Source organism: Paenibacillus oleatilyticus (assembly GCF_018998565.1).
Lineage (GTDB): Bacteria > Bacillota > Bacilli > Paenibacillales > NBRC-103111 > Paenibacillus_G > Paenibacillus_G oleatilyticus.
Genome location: NZ_JAHNZO010000001.1, coordinates 576684 through 593124, shown reverse-complemented (window position 1 = coordinate 593124; position 16441 = coordinate 576684). Strand labels below are relative to the sequence as shown.

Genomic DNA, 16441 nt, shown 5'->3' with positions numbered 1-16441 from the left:
ATGGACATGGTGAATCTGGAAACGGTGCCTGCCGCATGGGCTTCCGAACTGATCGATATGTACGAAGCCGGCTCGTCGTTTTTCCTGGCCTCGCCGCAGCGTACGCTGCTGGCGAAAGGGGAGGCGGCGAGACTGTCCGTGCAGGGTGGCGCGGATCGGCTCAAAAGCTTGCCGCAGCGCGTGGCCGAGCTGCTGGCCCGCACGCAATTTTCCGGAGGGGCGCCTTCCGTTGTCGTGGGAGCGATCCCCTTCGATCCCGCGAAGCCTGCGGAGCTGATCGTACCGCAGACCGCCCGGTGGGCCGGCAAACTGCAGCTGAACAGCGAGGCTGCGGAAAGGCAGCCCGACGCCTCGGACTATAAGCTGCGCCCCGTGCCGGAGCCGGAAGTCTACGAGCGGAGCGTGAGCCGGGCGTTGGCGCGTTTTCGGAAGGGGGACCTCCGCAAGGTCGTTCTCGGGAGAACCTTGCATTTGACGCTGCAGACGAAGGTTGATGTCAATCGGCTTCTTCGCAATCTGGCCCGGCATAATCCGCACGGTTATACGTTTGCGGTGAATCTGGCTCCGGGAGAAGCCAGGGCCGCATGGACGCCGGACAAGTCGAACGGCCGGGAGCCGCGAACGCTGATCGGCGCCAGCCCGGAACTGCTTGTGACGAGAACGGGAGGGCGGCTGAAGGCGAATCCGCTCGCGGGCTCCGCACCCCGCAGCAGCGATCCGGTCGAAGATCGGCGGAGGGCGGAGGCGCTGCTCGCTTCGGCGAAGGACCGGCATGAGCACGCGGTTGTAATCGAAGCCGTCGCTGACGCACTGCGCCCCTATTGCAGCCGCTTGGACGTACCAAGCGAGCCTTCGCTCGTACAGACGTCCACGATGTGGCATCTGTCCACAGTCGTTACCGGAGAGCTGGCCGATCCTTGGGTATCGTCGCTGGAGCTGGCTTTGGCGCTGCACCCGACACCGGCGATTTGCGGGACGCCGACCGATTTGGCGCGGGAAACGATTCGCGACAGCGAGCCGTTTGACCGGGGCTTCTTCACGGGAGCGGTCGGATGGTGCGATGCGAGCGGTGACGGGGAATGGGTCGTGACGATTCGCTGCGCCGAGGTGGAAGGGCGCGAGCTGCGGTTGTTCGCGGGTGCCGGGATCGTCGAGGGATCGAGCCCGCAGGCCGAGCTGGCGGAAACGTCCGCCAAATTCCGTACGCTGCTGCAGGCGATGGGGCTGAATCAGCCGCAGCCGGCATATGTAAGGGGGGATAAATGATGCGTTCGCAATACCCTTCGTGGCCGAAAGAGCTGGCGGATTTTTACCGGGAGACCGGCTGCTGGCAGGGCGAGACATTCGGTGAGATGCTTCGCGGGCGCGCCGCCGCTTACGGGGACCGCATCGCGGTCGTCAGCGGAACGAACCGGATCAGCTACGCCGAACTGGATGCGAGAGTCGACCGGTTGGCCGCCGGATTTTACAAGCTCGGCATTCGGCAGGACGACAAGGTGATTTTGCAGCTTCCGAATATCGCGGAGTTTATCGAGGTGTGCTTTGCGCTGTTTCGGCTGGGCGCGCTGCCGGTATTCGCTCTTCCGCTCCATCGCAGGAGTGAGATTGTTTATTTTTCCGAGTTTACAAATGCGAATGCTTATATTATTCCGGATGTCGAGGCAGGCTTCGATTATCGGGAGCTGGCGGCGCAAGTACAGGAGCAGGTGCCGACGCTGCGCCACGTCATCGTAGCCGGCGATCCCGGGAAGTTTACGGCGCTGCGCGACCTGTACGCCGATCCGCTGCCCGATTTGCCGGGGCCAAGCTCAGGAGATGTGGCGTTTCTTCAACTGTCCGGCGGCAGCACCGGGCTGCCGAAGCTGATTCCGCGCACGCACGACGATTATATCTACAGCTTGCGGATGAGCGCCGAAGTGTGCGCTCTCGACGAGCAGAGCATTTATCTTGCCGTGCTCCCTGCGGCTCACAACTATCCGCTGAGCTCGCCAGGCGTGCTGGGCACGCTCTACGCGGGCGGGCGCGTCGTGCTGTCCCGCGGCTCCAGCCCGGACGAGGCGTTCCCTCTCATCGAGCGGGAACGCGTCACGATCACCGCTCTCGTGCCTCCGCTGGCTCTCGTCTGGCTGGACGCCGCCGAGTCGCACCGCAGCGACCTTTCGTCGCTTCGGCTGCTGCAGGTCGGCGGGGCCAAGTTCAGTGCGGAGGCCGCCCGTAAGGTCAAACCGGTTCTGGGCTGCACTTTGCAGCAGGTTTTCGGGATGGCGGAAGGGCTGGTCAACTATACCCGGCCGGACGATCCCGAGGAGATTCTGGTGAATACGCAGGGCAGGCCGATGTCGCCTTATGATGAGATCCGCATCGTGGATGACGAGGATGAAGAGGTCGTTCCCGGTCAGGTCGGACATCTGCTGACGCGGGGACCCTATACGATCCGCGGCTACTACAAAGCCGAAGAGCATAACGCCAGGGCGTTCACGGCGGACGGCTTCTACCGCACAGGGGATATGGCGAGAATGACGCCCGAGGGATACCTTGTCGTCGAGGGCCGGGCCAAGGACCAGATCAACCGCGGCGGGGATAAGGTGGCGGCGGAGGAGGTCGAGAACCATCTTCTCGCGCATCCAGGCGTGCATGACGCCGCCGTCGTTTCGATGCCCGACGCTTACCTTGGCGAGCGCAGCTGCGCCTTCATCGTTCCGTATTCACCGGCGCCTACTCCGGCCGAGCTCAAAGCGTTCCTGAGGGAGCGGGGGCTGGCCGCTTACAAAATCCCCGACCGGGTCGAATTTATGGAGTCGTTCCCCCGAACCGGGGTCGGCAAGATCAGCAAGAAGGCGCTGCGCGAACTGATAGAACAGAAGCAGCAGGCTCTAGCTGCGCCTCCGATAAAATAACGTGAGAAAAGAGGAGATAACGATGGCTCTTCCTGCCATAACGCCTTATCCGATGCCGACGGCATCCGACCTGCCCGCCAACCGGGTGGATTGGACGCCCGATCCCAGACGTGCGGTTTTGCTGATTCATGACATGCAGCAGTACTTCGTCGACGCTTTCACGGCGGGGGCATCCCCTATGATTGAGCTGCTAGAGAACATCCGCGCGCTCCGAAGCGCTTGCGACGAGCTGGGCATACCGGTCGTCTATTCCGCCCAACCGGGCGGCCAGACGCCGGAGCAGCGCGGATTGCTGCAGGATTTCTGGGGTCCGGGGATCAACGACGGGCCCTATCAGAAGCAGATCGTGAAGGAACTGCCGCCGGGCGAGCGCGATATCGTGCTGACCAAATGGCGGTACAGCGCCTTTCAGAAGACCGATTTCCGCGCCAGACTGACCCAGCTTGGCCGCGACCAGTTGATCGTATGCGGCATTTACGCTCACATCGGCTGCCTCATGACTTCCTGCGAAGCGTTCATGCAGGAAGTGGAGCCTTTCTTCGTCGCCGATGCGGTGGCGGACTTCTCGTTGGAGAAGCACCGGCTGGCGATCACTTACGCGGCTGAACGCTGCGCGGTCGCCATCACGACGGAACGCTTGATCAAGGCGCTTCGCGGTGAAGCGGTAACCGCAGACGAGCCGGAAGCTGTATCGGAAGCGGCTCCGGCGGCAGAAAGCGGGACGCTGACCAAGGACGGCTTGCGGGAGCTGGTGGCGGACTTGCTGCAGGAAGCTCCGTCGTCCATCGCGGAGCACGATAACTTGATTACGCAGTGGGGCCTGGATTCGATCCGGATCATGAGTCTGGCCGAACGGTGGCGGCGCTCCGGGGCCGAAGTCACTTTCGTGGAGCTGGCGGAGCGTCCGACGCTGGCCGATTGGTGGGCGCTGCTGTCCGCTCGCTTGAGCAGGGCTTTGCCGAACGGGGATTATATTACGACATGAAGGAGGGAGCGCAAATGTCCGAAGCTCGGCAGGCCCGCCGGCCGTTGACGGGGGCGCAGCTGGGGATTTGGTTCGCCCAGCAGCTTGACCCCGGGAGCCCGATGTTCAATACGGGGGAATATATCGATATTCGCGGACCTGTAGACCCGGTTCGTTTCGAAGCGGCGCTGCGCCAAACCGTGGCGGAGGCGGAAACGCTGCATCTGCGCTTCGGCGAAGACGGGGATGGGCCTTGGCAGCGTCTGGAGCCGTCGTCGGACTGGATGCTGCATTATATGGACTTCAGCGGAGCGGATCATCCGCTGGAAGCGGCGGAGGCTTGGATGAGACAGGATTTGGCCGAGCCGATGGATCTGACGCGCGGACCGCTGTTTACACAGGCGTTGTTTAAGCTGGCCCCGGACCGGTTTCTCTGGTATCAGCGCATCCATCACCTTGTCATCGACGGCTACAGCTTTTCTTTGCTGGCCCAGAGAGCCGCTCAACTCTATACCGCCTTCTTCCAGGAGCAGCCGCCCGGGCCGGGAGCCTTCGGCGCGCTGCAATCGATCTTCCAGGAGGATGAGGCTTATCGCGCTTCGGAGCAGCAGGAGCGGGACCGGGCCTTCTGGCTTGCCCGCTTCGCCGACGCGCCGGAAGCGGTGAGTCTGGGCAGCCGGACGGCCAGAGCCGGCGCGGGCTTCCTGCGCCGGACCGTTCAGCTGTCGCCGGACGATGCGTCCGCACTGCGGGACGCGGCCGACCGGACGGCAACGACGTGGCCCGATGTCGTGATTGCGGCGGTAGCGGCTTACGTGCACCGGATGACAGGGGCCGACGATGTGATTCTCGGTCTGCCCATGATGTGCCGTCTGGGCTCGGCTTCGCTGCGCATTCCGGGCATGGTCATGAACCTGCTGCCGCTGCGTTTGGCCGTACGGCCCGAGATGCCGTTGTCCGAGCTGCTGCGCCAGGTTTCGCGGGAGGTTCGCGAGGCCCGGCGCCACCAGCTGTACCGGCAGCAGGATATGCGGCGGGAGCTGAAGCTGCTTGGGGAAAACCGCCGCTTGTTCGGGCCGATGGTCAACGTGATGCCGTTCGATTACCGGCTGAGCTTTGCCGGCTGCCCCGGCATTCCGCATAATCTGTCTGCCGGGCCTGTGGACGATCTGTCGATCCACGTCTATGACCGGTCGGACGGCAGCGGGCTGCGGGTAGACTTCGACGGGAATCCGGCGGTGTACGGGGCGGAAGAGCTGGCGGCCCATCAGCGGCGGTTCCTTGGCTGGCTGGAGCGGCTTGCTTCGGCCGATCCCGGGCAGCCGATCTCGCAGATCGACATGCTGCTGCCCGAGGAACGGGAACAGGTGCTCATCGGATGGAACGAAACGGCCCGCGAATTGCCGGAAGCTTCCACGTCCGCGATGGTCGAGGCCCAATCGGCCCGCACGCCGGATGAGGTCGCCGTCGTTTTCGAGGACACGATTCTCACGTACGCCGAATTGAACCGGCGCGCCAACCGGCTAGCTCATGCGTTAATCTCGCGGGGCGTCGGTCCGGAAGGCATCGTGGCGCTGCTGCTGCCGCGGTCGGCGGAAGCGGTCGTGGCGGTTCTGGCCGTCCATAAAACCGGCGCCGCGTATTTGCCGCTGGACCCGGACTACCCGCAGGACCGGTTGGCCTACATGCTCCAAGACGCCGCCCCTCTGTGCGTGCTGACGGACAGGGAGACGGCTTCCCGGCTGCCTTCCGGAGCGGCAGGGCCTCTGCTGGTGCTTGACGAGCCTGCCACCGAAGCGCAGCTGCTGCGCCAGCCGGAAACTTCTCCCGGCGACGAAGACCGTACCGGCCGTCTGTCGCCTCTTCATCCTGCCTATATTCTTTACACGTCGGGCTCAACCGGCAAGCCGAAGGGCGTGATCGTGACCTTCGGCAGCTTGACCAACCTGCTCACGGCTATGCAGGACAAGTTCCGCCTGAGCGTCCAGGACCGGCTGCTGTCGGTGACGACGATTGCTTTTGACATCTCGGTGCTGGAAATGTTCCTGCCTCTTACGACGGGAGCCCGCATCGTTCTCGCTCCGAAGCCGGTGATCATGGACCCGCCTGCGCTGGCGAGGATGATTCACGAATCGGGGGCTACGATCATGCAGGCGACGCCGACCTTATGGCAGGCGCTCGCGTCGAGCAAGCCCGAGCCGTTCCCCGGCCTGCGGATCATCACGGGCGGCGAGGCGTTTCCGCTGGGGCTGAAGCTCGCGATGCAGTCGCTCGGCTGCGAGGTGCATAACCAATACGGCCCGACGGAAACGACGATTTATTCCACCGCCGGGCGTTTGGGCGATGAGCGCACGGGAACGCCGCCGATCGGCGGGCCGATTGCGAACACGCAGGCTTATGTGCTCGATGCGGGGCTGTCTCCGGTACCGCCGGGCATAGCGGGCGAGCTGTATCTGGCGGGGGCGGGACTGGCTAGGGGCTACTTGGGGCGCCCGGACCTGACGGCCGAGCGATTCGTAGCCGATCCGTTCGGACCGCCCGGCAGCCGGATGTACCGTACGGGCGATCTTGCCCGGTGGCTTGAGGACGGCACCCTCGATTACATAGGACGCGCCGATCATCAGATCAAGATTCGTGGCTTCCGGGTGGAGCTCGGCGAAATCGAGTCGCTGCTCTCGCGGCATCCCGCCATCGATCAGGTTACGGTCGTCGCGCGGGAGGACCGGCCAGGAGATAAACGGCTAGTCGCTTATTTCACAGCCAATGCCCCGGAAGGTCCCGATTCGGCGGAGCTTCGGCAGTACGTGGCCGAAGAGATGCCCGATTACATGGTACCCTCCGCCTTCGTACCGCTGGACGTCATGCCCTTGACGCCCAATAAAAAAATCGACCGCAAGGCGCTGCCTGCCCCGGATTTCCACGCAGCCGTCAGCCGCAGTCCGAGAACGCCGCAGGAGGAGGTGCTGTGCGGCTTGTTCGCGGAGGTGCTCGGCTTGGCGAAGGCGGGCATCGACGACGACTTCTTCGCGCTCGGCGGTCACTCCCTGCTGGCAGGGCGGATCGTGGCCCGAATCCGGGAAGTGTTCGGCGTGGAATTCGGTATCGGAGGCCTCTTCGAGTCGCCTACCGTAGCCGGTCTCGCCAAGCGGCTCGATCAGGCGCAGGCCGCCAGACCGGCCGTATGTCCGGCCGAGCGGCCGGAGGCGGTCCCGCTTTCCTTTGCCCAGAACCGGCTGTGGTTTCTGTATCGTCTGGAAGGCCCGAGTCCGACCTACAACATTCCGTTGGTCGCCCGGCTGTCCGGCCCGTTGGATGCGGCCGTGCTGGAAGAGGCGCTCGGCGATGTGGTAAGCCGGCATGAGACGCTGCGCACGATTTTCCCGGATACACAGGGCTCTTCGCAGCAGCTCATTCTGGATGCGGCGGCTGCCAAGCCCCGATTGCTTGTGACCGAAGTCCGCGAAGACGAACTGTCCGAGAGGCTGGCGGAGGCGGTGCGCTACGGCTTCCGGCTCGCCGAGGAGCCTTCGCTGCGCGCCGAATTGTTCGTGCTTGGCGAGAACGAATACGCCCTGTTGCTGCTGCTTCACCATATCGCGGGCGATGGCTGGTCGCTGGTGCCGCTCACCCGCGAGCTGTCCGCCGCCTACGCGGCCCGTCTGCGGGGCGAATTGCCCGCCTGGGCTCCGCTGCCGGTGCAATATGCCGACTATGCGATCTGGCAGGAGCGGCTGCTTGGCAGCGAGGGCGACGCCGACAGCCTTATTGCGAAGCAGCTCGCCTATTGGACCCGAACGCTGCAGGGCTTGCCGGATGAGCTGACGCTGCCGACCGACCGTCCGAGGCCTGCGGCGGCAAGCTATCGGGGCGGGGTTGTCCGCTTCCGGATCGGCAGCGAGCTGAACCTCCGGCTTGCGGAGCTTGCCCGCGAAAGCAAGGCCAGCTTGTTCATGGTGCTGCAGTCCGCGCTTGCGGCGCTGCTTACCCGGCTCGGCGGCGGGACGGATATCCCGATCGGCAGTCCGATTGCGGGGCGGAGCGACGATGCGCTGGACGGCCTGATCGGCTTGTTCATCAATACGCTGGTGCTTCGCACTGACACGTCCGGCGATCCGTCCTTCCGCGAGCTGCTGGCCCGCGTCCGCCGGGCGAGTCTGGCCGCTTACGAGCATCAGGATGTGCCTTTCGAACGTTTGGTCGAGGTGCTGAATCCCGTACGCTCGCGGGCCCGGCACCCGCTGTTCCAGATCATGCTGGTGCTGCAAAATACGCCCGATGCTGCGCTGGATCTGCCCGGAGTAGAGGCGCGTCTTCAATTGGATAGCCCCGGCACGGCCAAGTTCGACCTGACCTTCGAGCTGAACGAGCGCCGCAGGCCGGATGGCACGCCGGACGGGCTGGAAGGGCTTCTGGAGTACAGCTCCGATCTGTTCGAATGCAGTACGGCGGAAAGGCTGGCCGCGCGGTTTGTGCAGATGCTGGAGGGAGCGGCGGCCGAGCCGGATCAGCCGATCGGACGGTTGGACATCTTGATGCCCGACGAGCGGAGCAGCCTGCTGGAGCAGTGGCGCGAGCCGCTGCCCGTGACGCCGGGGGCTCATCTGCCCGCGCTGTTCGAGGCGCAGGCGGCCCGTACTCCCGATTCGGCGGCCGTCGTCTACGAGGAGGAGAGCCTCGACTATGCGGAGCTGAACCGCCGCGCCAACCGGCTGGCGCATCTGCTGATCGCCGAAGGCGTCGGCCCCGAGCAGATGGTGGCGCTAGCGCTGCCGCGTTCGGTAGAGATGGTGGTCGGCGTGCTGGCCGTGCTGAAGGCCGGGGCTGCGTACTTGCCGCTGGACCCGGATTATCCTGCCGACCGGCTGGCTTATATGCTGGAGGACGCCCGGCCGGTGTACGTTGTCACAAGCGAAGCCGGGGCTTTGGGCTTGCCGGATACCGGCAGCCTGCCGCGTCTGGCGCTGGATGCGCCGGATACGGCGGAACGGCTAAAGGCGTATTCGCCGGATAACCCCGGCGACCGCGATCGCAGAGGGCCATTGTCGCCGCTTAGCCCCGCGTATATGATCTATACCTCGGGCTCGACGGGCAAGCCGAAGGGCGTCGTGATCCCGCATCAGAACGTCATACGGTTGTTTGCTTCAACGCAGCATTGGTTTGGCTTCGGTTCGGAGGATGCCTGGACGCTGTTCCATTCGTATGCTTTCGATTTTTCCGTGTGGGAAATCTGGGGACCGCTTCTCCATGGCGGCCGCCTCGTGGTGGTACCGCACACGGTCAGCCGGTCGCCCGCGGAGTTCCTGCAATTGCTCGTACAGGAGCGGGTTACGGTGCTGAATCAGACGCCGTCGGCGTTTTATCAGCTGATGCAGGCGGACCGCGAGCATCCGTCGCTGGGCGGGGAGCTGGCTCTGCGCTACATTGTCTTCGGCGGCGAGGCGCTGGAGCTCGGACGGCTGGAGGAATGGTATGCGCGCCATCCGGACGACGCCCCGAGATTAATCAACATGTACGGCATTACCGAGACAACCGTACATGTCAGCTACAAGGAGCTGGACCGCAGCAGCGCCGCTTCGGGGAGCGGCAGCCTGATCGGCGAAGCGATTCCGGATTTGCGGGTCTACGTTCTGGATGAAGCGCTGCAGCCCGTACCGCCCGGGGTAACGGGAGAAATGTATGTCGCCGGCGCCGGGCTGGCTCGTGGCTATTGGGGACGTCCGGGTCTGACGGCGGAGCGCTTCGTGGCCGATCCGTTCGGCTGGCCGGGCTCCCGGATGTACCGCACCGGCGATTTGGCCCGGCGCCTCGCGGACGGCTCGCTGGATTATTTGGGCCGGGCGGATCATCAGGTGAAGATCCGCGGGTTCCGCATTGAGCCGGGCGAGATCGAGGCGGTACTGGCAAGGCATCCCGGCGTCGCTCAGGTCGCCGTCGTGGTGCGCGAGGATCAGCCGGGCGACAAGCGGCTGGTCGCTTACGTCGTCCCCGCGCCGGACTCGCTTGCCGAGCCTGCCGAGCTGCGCCGGTATGCCGGTGCCAGTCTGCCGGATTATATGGTGCCGTCGGCTGTCATCGGCATGGACGCCCTGCCGCTTACGCCGAACGGCAAGCTGGACCGGAAGGCGCTGCCTGCGCCGGATTGGACCGTCGACCCCGACGGAAGAGGCCCGCGCACACCGCAAGAGGAAGTGCTGTGCGATTTGTTCGCCGAAGTGTTGGGGCTGCGGCGTGTGGGGATCGACGACGGCTTTTTCGAGCTCGGGGGGCATTCGCTGCTGGCGGTGCGGCTGATGAGCCGTATTCGCGAAGCGATGGGCCGCGATCTTGGCATCGGCGTCCTCTTCGAGACGCCGACGGTTGCCGGGCTTGCGGAGCGGCTGGAGATGGGGACGGATCAATCCGCGCTCCAAGTGCTCCTGCCGCTGCGGGCCCACGGTACCGAGCTGCCGCTCTTCTGCGTGCATCCGGCGGGCGGGCTTAGCTGGTGCTACGCCGGTCTGATGAAGCATCTCGGGATGGAATACCCGATCTACGGCCTGCAGGCCCGGGGCATTGCGCAGAGCGAGACGCTGCCGCAGTCGCTGGACGAGATGACAGCGGACTACATTGCGCACATCCGCACGGTGCAGCCAACCGGCCCGTACCGGCTGCTCGGCTGGTCGCTCGGCGGCAACGTAGCGCAGGCGATGGCTGTTCAGCTGCAGCAGGAAGGGGAGGAAGTCGAGTTCCTTGCGATGCTGGACGCCTTCCCAAGCCATTATTTGCCGATTCGCGGCGAGGTAGACGAGGAAGAAGCGCTGACTGCGATGCTGGCGCTCGGCGGCTACGACCCGGACAGTCTCGGCGACGTTTCGCTCACCATGTCCGCCGCCATTGAGATTTTGCGCAGCGACGGCAGCGCGCTGGCAAGCTTGGACGAAGCGATTATCCGGAATCTGCGCACGACCTACGAGAATTCAGTCCGACTGTTAGGGGCATACGTGCCGAAGCGGTACGAGGGCGATCTGCTGTTCTTCCATTCCACGATCATCCCGGACTGGTTCGATCCGATCGATCCCGAGATGTGGCGTCCGTATATTAGCGGGCAGATGGAGCGCTACGATATTGCGTGCCGGCATAAAGACCTGTGCCAGCCCGGACCGCTGACGGAAATCGGGCAGCAGATTTCAGTGAAGCTGCAGGCGCTGAAAAGCCGGACAGTCAAAACCTTCAGGGAGGAAATCAAACGATGACCAATCCATTCGAGCGAACGGACAGCGACTATCTGGTGCTGATCAATGACGAGGGGCAGCATTCGCTCTGGCCCGCTTTCATCCCGGTTCCGCAGGGCTGGACTGCGGCGTTCGGGCAGGCTGCTCGAGAGGCGTGCCTCGACTACATCGCTACACACTGGTCGGATCTGCGGCCTCGCAGCCTTGATGCCGAGCCTGCTTACGCCGACACGAAGCAGGGATGAAGGGAGGGCCGAGTCCCAAAGTCGTAGTGTGCATCGTCTATGTCGCCGCCATGTTTATGGCGGCGATGGACGCGACCGTCCTGAACGTTGCGCTGGGCACCATCAGCCGGGAGCTGAACATACCGCCGGCGGCTTCCGGCGCGCTCAACGTCGGCTATCTGGCGAGCCTTGCTCTTGTCCTGCCGGTAGCGGGCTGGCTCGGAGACCGCTGGGGAAGCAAACGGATATTGCTGCTGGCGCTCGGCTTGTTCACCGGGGCTTCCGCCTTGTGCGGGTTGGCCGACGGTCTGGAGGAGCTTACCGCGTACCGGGTGCTGCAAGGCATCGGCGGCGGCTTGCTCGCGCCCGTCGGTATGGCGATGCTGTTCCGGGCCTTCCCGCCGCAGGAGCGGGCGAAGGTGTCGCGGGCGCTCGTGCTGCCCATTGCCGCAGCGCCTGCGTTTGGGCCGATCGTCAGCGGCTTGTTGACGGACCAGTTCTCCTGGCGCTGGATTTTCTACATCAATCTCCCGGTCGGTATACCGGTTCTGCTGTTCGGACTGCTGTATCTCAAGGAGCATAAGGAACCGGAAGCCGGCCGGCTGGATCTGCCGGGCTTCCTGCTCTCCGCTCCCGGTATGGCGTTGACGATGTACGCCCTCAGCCAAGGGCCGGTCCTCGGCTGGCGCTCTCCTTGGATTGCGGGCACCGGCCTCCTGGGCATGCTTTTGCTGGCCGCTCTCGTCGTCGTCGAACTGCGCGCGCCGAAGCCGATGCTGGATATGCGTCTGCTGCGCGACAGGCTGTTCCGCACGGCGGGGCTTGTCGGCATGTGCTCGGCCGCCGGTCTGCTGGGCATGCTCTACGTCTTCCCGTTGATGTATCAATACGTGCTGGGCGCCTCGGCGCTGGAGACCGGGCTGACGACGTTTCCGGAAGCGCTGGGGCTGATGGTATCGTCCCAACTCGTGCCTTGGTCTTATCCGAAGCTCGGCCCCAAACGGCTCATCATGACGGGGCTGCTCTGCACGACGGCGATCTTCGTGCTGCTGAGCTTCGTTCACGAAGGAACCGACCCATGGCTGATCCGCAGTCTGCTGTTCGGCGTGGGCGTCTGCCTGGGCCATACGGTTGGCGCGGTGCAGATCGCCTCGTTTGCCAACATTCCCCCTTCGTCGATGGGGCGCGCATCGACCTGGTTCCAGGTCCAGAACCGGCTTGGCTCCGCGATCGGTCTTGCGCTGCTGTCCGGCATTCTCGCAGCCGTAGGCACGGGAGCGGCGAACGCTGCCGGAGTCATGGAGCCGAATTTGACGGCTTATCGGTCCGCACTGCTAGGGGCGGCGGGCTTCCTGCTGCTCGGCCTGTGGTTTGCGTCCGGCATCCGCGACTCCGATGCTGCCGCAACGCTACGCAAGCGGGGCGCTCCAGCTCCGGTCAAAACTGTGGGTGAGCGAAGCTCACCTGCCGAAGGGTAATGTGTACGAAAAAGATTGCCGACGATCCTGCCGAAAAAGGCGGATTGCGGCAATCTTTTTATTTTATACGTTGTCGACTTTCATGCCGTTATGGCCAGGACACGATCAGAATGCCGGCGAGGGTGCAGCCTACCCCGATCCACTGAGTCCAAGCCGGCTTTTCGCCTCCCGCAAGCACTCCCCACAGCAAAGTCACGATGGCAAACAGCGAAGTTGCCGTGATGACGATAGAGGTGTCCTCCAGGCCCAATCCGGTGTTGTAGCTGACAAGAGCGACCGCATCCAGAATGCCGACGATGGCGACCAGTCCGGCACCGTTCCTGCCCGGAGGAGTGAGCTTGATCTTCAGCAGCCGGTAAAGGACCGGAAGCAGAATCGTCGCCTGCAGCCGTCCGATCCAGACGGGCAGCAGACCGCCGAGCGCTTCCTGCGCAAAACGGAGTCCGAAGAAGGCCGCACCGAGAAACAGAGAGGCCAGGATAGCCCAAAGCACGCCGCTTGCCAACGCAGTGCGGGACCGCTGTTTCGACTTCCCGGACCATACCATAGATGCCGATATGACGCCCGACAACGTGATGCCGATGCCGAGCCAAGTTCCTGTGCCCAACCTTTCCCCGGACAGAAAGGCCAGAACGACGGTGACGACCGAGAAGCTGGAGGCAATAGGCGCGACGACGGCGGCGCTTCCGGTAAGCAGACCTTGATACAGAAAAAGAATTCCGATCAGATCGACCGCCATCCACAGGCTGGCTGCGGCAGCATGCCGGAGCGACAGCAGAGCAGGCCACTGTCCCTTCCAGAAGACGGCGGCCGTCAAGAAGAGGAGTCCGACGAGCTGCATATAAAAGAGAGTGGAGAATACGCCGATTTTTTTGCTCGATTTTCCTGCGAAGAAATCGGCCGTTCCGAAGGATAAAGCCGACACAAGCCCAAGAAGCATGCCGTTCATGAAAACTCCCTCCTTATTTTTTGAAAATATAGTTGTTTAATCAACTATTTCTTATGCAACTAAATTAACACGGTTTAGTTGCTCCGTCAACGCGGAATCAAGTATGATGAACTTATCCGATGTTCAATTCAGGAGGAAGAACGGGATGCACCGACTTGAGGAGGACCAGCTTGCGGCTTGGCGGGCTTTTGTCAATGCCCATGCCGCCGTGATTAAACGAATCGAAGCCGATTTATCCGATCAACGAAGAGAGCCGCTTACGACTTATGATGTGTTGGTGGCCCTGTACCAGTCGCCGGACAAAAAACTGCGGATGAGCGATTTGGCCAATAAAGTCGTGTTAACCCGAAGCGGACTGACCCGGGTGATCGAGCGGCTGGAACGGGAAGGGCTTGTCGAAAGGGAACGGACGGAGGAAGACCGGCGGGGAGCCTTTGCGGTCCTGACCCGGGAAGGGAAGCGGGAATTTCTCCGAACGTGGCCGGTCTATGCGGAGGGGATTTACAATTACTTCGTAAGCGTGCTGGATGAAGAGGAACGGAAGGCCGTCGAGAAGGCGATGACGAAAGTATCCGAGGCGTTGAAAAAAGGAGAAGGCTAGAGGAGCTACAGACCGGACGGACAAGCGGACGCATTTACAAAACCAAACGAAAACCGGTGTAGAGCAAGCGGCGAGCTGCTCTTTTTTTGTTTTTGCTTCCCGCTGCGATTTTGTGAGTTTTTTGAGAGGCTGAAATGATAGAATGATCGCAGGGCGGCATTTCATGGGAAGGAGATAAGAAATGACAAGCGCACATTTCGATGAAACCGCTCCCACGGGAGAACTGTTCATTAACAATGGGGCGGCGGAAACCGCATCGTCCTCCGTTAAGCTTCGGCTCGTAGCCAACGATAACGTGGGAGGCATCCACATGCGTTTCTCCAACGACGGCGAAGCTCTTGGAGTCCGTGGAGAGCTTCGGAAAGACGATTCAGCGGCAAAAGCGTTCTAGCATGCACGTCCATGCTTCGCCGGCACTGTGCGAATAGCCCGATGGAGTCATATTCAGAAAAAGGCCGTTCAGTTATGATGATAAAAGAAGCATCCGGCTGCTGTTCGAGAAAAAAGTCTTTTACCTGGACCTTAGTCGTGGAAAAATATAGTCTTCGGGCGAGTTTATTAATTTGCCTTCTCTCCCTATACTTTAATTAAGAAAGTAAGTAATAATTTGTAATAAACTATAAAAAATCAAGGGAGAGAAGGCAATTGAAAAAAGTATGGCGTTTTATCGTGTATGTGTGCGTTTTCGTTCTGCTTGTGGGAGGAACCGGAACGATCGGTTTCATGAACACGATGCAGGAGGCTATGTCGGTTTACGATAAACCGGTGCCGGCTTCTTTACAAAGCATCCAAGCTCCTGCCTATGATTCGAAAAAGCCGACAGTGGCCGTTATTTTGGCGAATGAAGTGACCGAGGTGTTTGATTTTCTCGTACCGTACGAAATGTTCTCCATGACAGACTCGTACAATGTGTTTGCGGCAGCTCCCGACAAAAACATCAAATCGTTAACGGGCGGCCTTGATGTCGCGCCGCATTACACTTTCGACGAGTTGGACAAATTGACGGGCAAAGGTCCGGATATAATCGTGATCCCTTTCATGCCGATTTTGGATGAGGCGAAATACAAGCCTGTCCGAGATTGGATAAGGAAGCACTCCGGCAAGGAAACGACCTTGTTGTCCATCTGCAACGGGGCGGAAAATTTGGCGGATACCGGACTGCTGAACGGGAAGTCTGCGGCAACGCATTGGGGAGATATCGGCAGATTGGAAAAGAAATATACCGAGATTACTTGGAAAAGGGATTTGCGTTACGTGCCTGACGGCAATATAGTCTCCTCGGCCGGCTTGACTTCGGGGATCGATGCTACGCTGTACGTCATATCCCGGCAAATGGGAGAGCCGATGGCGAAGAAAGTGGCGAAGGAAATGAATTACCCTTCCTACGATTTTGTTGAGCATCCGCAAATGGAGCCTTTCGCGGCCGGATTGAGCGATATCGTCTATGTTTTGAACAATGCGTTTCAATGGAACAAGAAGAAGAACGGGGTCCTGCTGTATGACGGGGCCGACGAGCTGATGTTATCCTCGGCTTTTGACACGTACGGGGCTTCAGGCACGACGACAACATTGACGATATCAAGCAAACGCGGGCCGATCGTTACCCGGCACGGTCTGAATCTGATCGCCCGATATCAAATAGCGGATGCTCCGAAACTCGACAAAATGATTTTTGTGGGGCCGGACGTCAAGACGCGCGCTGCGGGAGATATCCGAAATTGGAACGAAAACGGCGGAAAGGCAGAGCAGCTTTACCTGCACAGCGATGCGTCGGAGCGGTTCGCGATGGAGCCTGCGTTTGAAGATTTGGCGAAGCAGGAAGATATCCGGACGGCGAAATTCGCCGCCAAGCGGCTCGAGTACCGCGCCACAAGCCAGCTTAAGCTTGAAGGAGCGCCATTTTCGTACGAAGCGTTCGGCATACCGATCGGTGTCGGCTTGTTATCTTTGTTCCTCGTTTATTTGGCAGACAGACGTTTCGTAAGGAGAAAGACCGTTTCCGCATGAGCCGAACCTGTTCGTATGGTCCCCGGAACGCCAAAGGTTTGTACTAAGGATTTGACGGTACAAGCTTTTGCCTATAGGAAATCGCCGTCAAAAATATAGACATTGACGTA

The 16441-nt window shown here is 61.7% G+C and carries 10 protein-coding genes; 9 read left to right on the top strand and 1 reads right to left on the bottom strand.

The annotated features are described in order from the left end of the window. Positions 1-6 precede the first annotated feature (6 nt). From dhbC to KQX66_RS02625, 6 genes are read left to right on the top strand one after another with little or no spacing between them, the layout of a single operon-like run. On the top strand, positions 7-1266 hold the full coding sequence (gene dhbC, locus KQX66_RS02650) for an isochorismate synthase DhbC (protein WP_216789330.1): 1260 nt from the start codon (positions 7-9) through the stop codon (positions 1264-1266). Beyond that, a complete protein-coding gene (locus tag KQX66_RS02645; RefSeq protein ID WP_216789706.1) occupies positions 1266-2897 on the top strand; it encodes a (2,3-dihydroxybenzoyl)adenylate synthase in 1632 nt (543 codons plus the stop codon). The genes dhbC and KQX66_RS02645 overlap by 1 nt, the downstream gene beginning before the upstream one ends. A gap of 22 nt (positions 2898-2919) precedes the next feature. Then, positions 2920-3882, top strand: coding sequence for an isochorismatase family protein (locus tag KQX66_RS02640; protein ID WP_216789328.1), 963 nt, complete (start codon positions 2920-2922; stop codon positions 3880-3882). Between the two features lie 14 nt (positions 3883-3896). Beyond that, positions 3897-11093, top strand: a complete 7197-nt coding sequence (locus tag KQX66_RS02635) for a non-ribosomal peptide synthetase (RefSeq protein WP_216789326.1) — start codon at positions 3897-3899, stop codon at positions 11091-11093. Beyond that, the gene (locus KQX66_RS02630) at positions 11090-11317 is read left to right on the top strand and encodes an MbtH family protein (protein WP_216789323.1); all 228 of its coding nucleotides are present in this window, start codon (positions 11090-11092) and stop codon (positions 11315-11317) included. Before KQX66_RS02635 ends, KQX66_RS02630 begins: the two co-directional genes overlap by 4 nt. Beyond that, positions 11314-12774: an MDR family MFS transporter gene (locus KQX66_RS02625; protein WP_216789322.1), complete on the top strand. Its 1461-nt coding sequence runs from the start codon at positions 11314-11316 to the stop codon at positions 12772-12774. The genes KQX66_RS02630 and KQX66_RS02625 overlap by 4 nt, the downstream gene beginning before the upstream one ends. An 88-nt stretch (positions 12775-12862) precedes the next feature. Here the strand turns inward: KQX66_RS02625 and KQX66_RS02620 are convergent, their stop codons facing one another. Beyond that, positions 12863-13723: a DMT family transporter gene (locus KQX66_RS02620; protein ID WP_216789319.1), complete on the bottom strand. Its 861-nt coding sequence runs from the start codon at positions 13721-13723 to the stop codon at positions 12863-12865. A gap of 145 nt (positions 13724-13868) precedes the next feature. On the opposite strand from KQX66_RS02620, the gene KQX66_RS02615 reads away from it, so the two are divergent. The 3 genes from KQX66_RS02615 (at position 13869) to KQX66_RS02605 (ending at position 16331) form a co-directional block, all read left to right on the top strand. Next, a complete protein-coding gene (locus KQX66_RS02615) occupies positions 13869-14324 on the top strand; it encodes a MarR family winged helix-turn-helix transcriptional regulator (protein ID WP_216789312.1) in 456 nt (151 codons plus the stop codon). A 181-nt stretch (positions 14325-14505) separates the two neighbouring features. Further along, on the top strand, positions 14506-14715 hold the full coding sequence (locus KQX66_RS02610) for a hypothetical protein (RefSeq protein WP_216789310.1): 210 nt from the start codon (positions 14506-14508) through the stop codon (positions 14713-14715). Positions 14716-14969: 254 nt separating this feature from the next. Then, positions 14970-16331: a DJ-1/PfpI family protein gene (locus tag KQX66_RS02605; RefSeq protein WP_216789308.1), complete on the top strand. Its 1362-nt coding sequence runs from the start codon at positions 14970-14972 to the stop codon at positions 16329-16331. The last annotated feature ends 110 nt before the right edge of the window (positions 16332-16441 follow it).

Bases quoted from the DNA above. Each gene is read 5' to 3' on its own strand.
- KQX66_RS02640 (WP_216789328.1), top strand. From the start codon at position 2,920: ATGGCTCTTCCTGCCATAACGCCTTATCCGATGCCGACGGCATCCGAC.
- KQX66_RS02645 (WP_216789706.1), top strand. From the start codon at position 1,266: ATGCGTTCGCAATACCCTTCGTGGCCGAAAGAGCTGGCGGATTTTTAC.
- KQX66_RS02625 (WP_216789322.1), top strand. From the start codon at position 11,314: ATGAAGGGAGGGCCGAGTCCCAAAGTCGTAGTGTGCATCGTCTATGTC.
- KQX66_RS02610 (WP_216789310.1), top strand. From the start codon at position 14,506: ATGACAAGCGCACATTTCGATGAAACCGCTCCCACGGGAGAACTGTTC.
- KQX66_RS02635 (WP_216789326.1), top strand. From the start codon at position 3,897: ATGTCCGAAGCTCGGCAGGCCCGCCGGCCGTTGACGGGGGCGCAGCTG.
- KQX66_RS02615 (WP_216789312.1), top strand. From the start codon at position 13,869: ATGCACCGACTTGAGGAGGACCAGCTTGCGGCTTGGCGGGCTTTTGTC.
- KQX66_RS02630 (WP_216789323.1), top strand. From the start codon at position 11,090: ATGACCAATCCATTCGAGCGAACGGACAGCGACTATCTGGTGCTGATC.
- dhbC (WP_216789330.1), top strand. From the start codon at position 7: ATGGTGAATCTGGAAACGGTGCCTGCCGCATGGGCTTCCGAACTGATC.
- KQX66_RS02620 (WP_216789319.1), bottom strand. From the start codon at position 13,723: ATGAACGGCATGCTTCTTGGGCTTGTGTCGGCTTTATCCTTCGGAACG.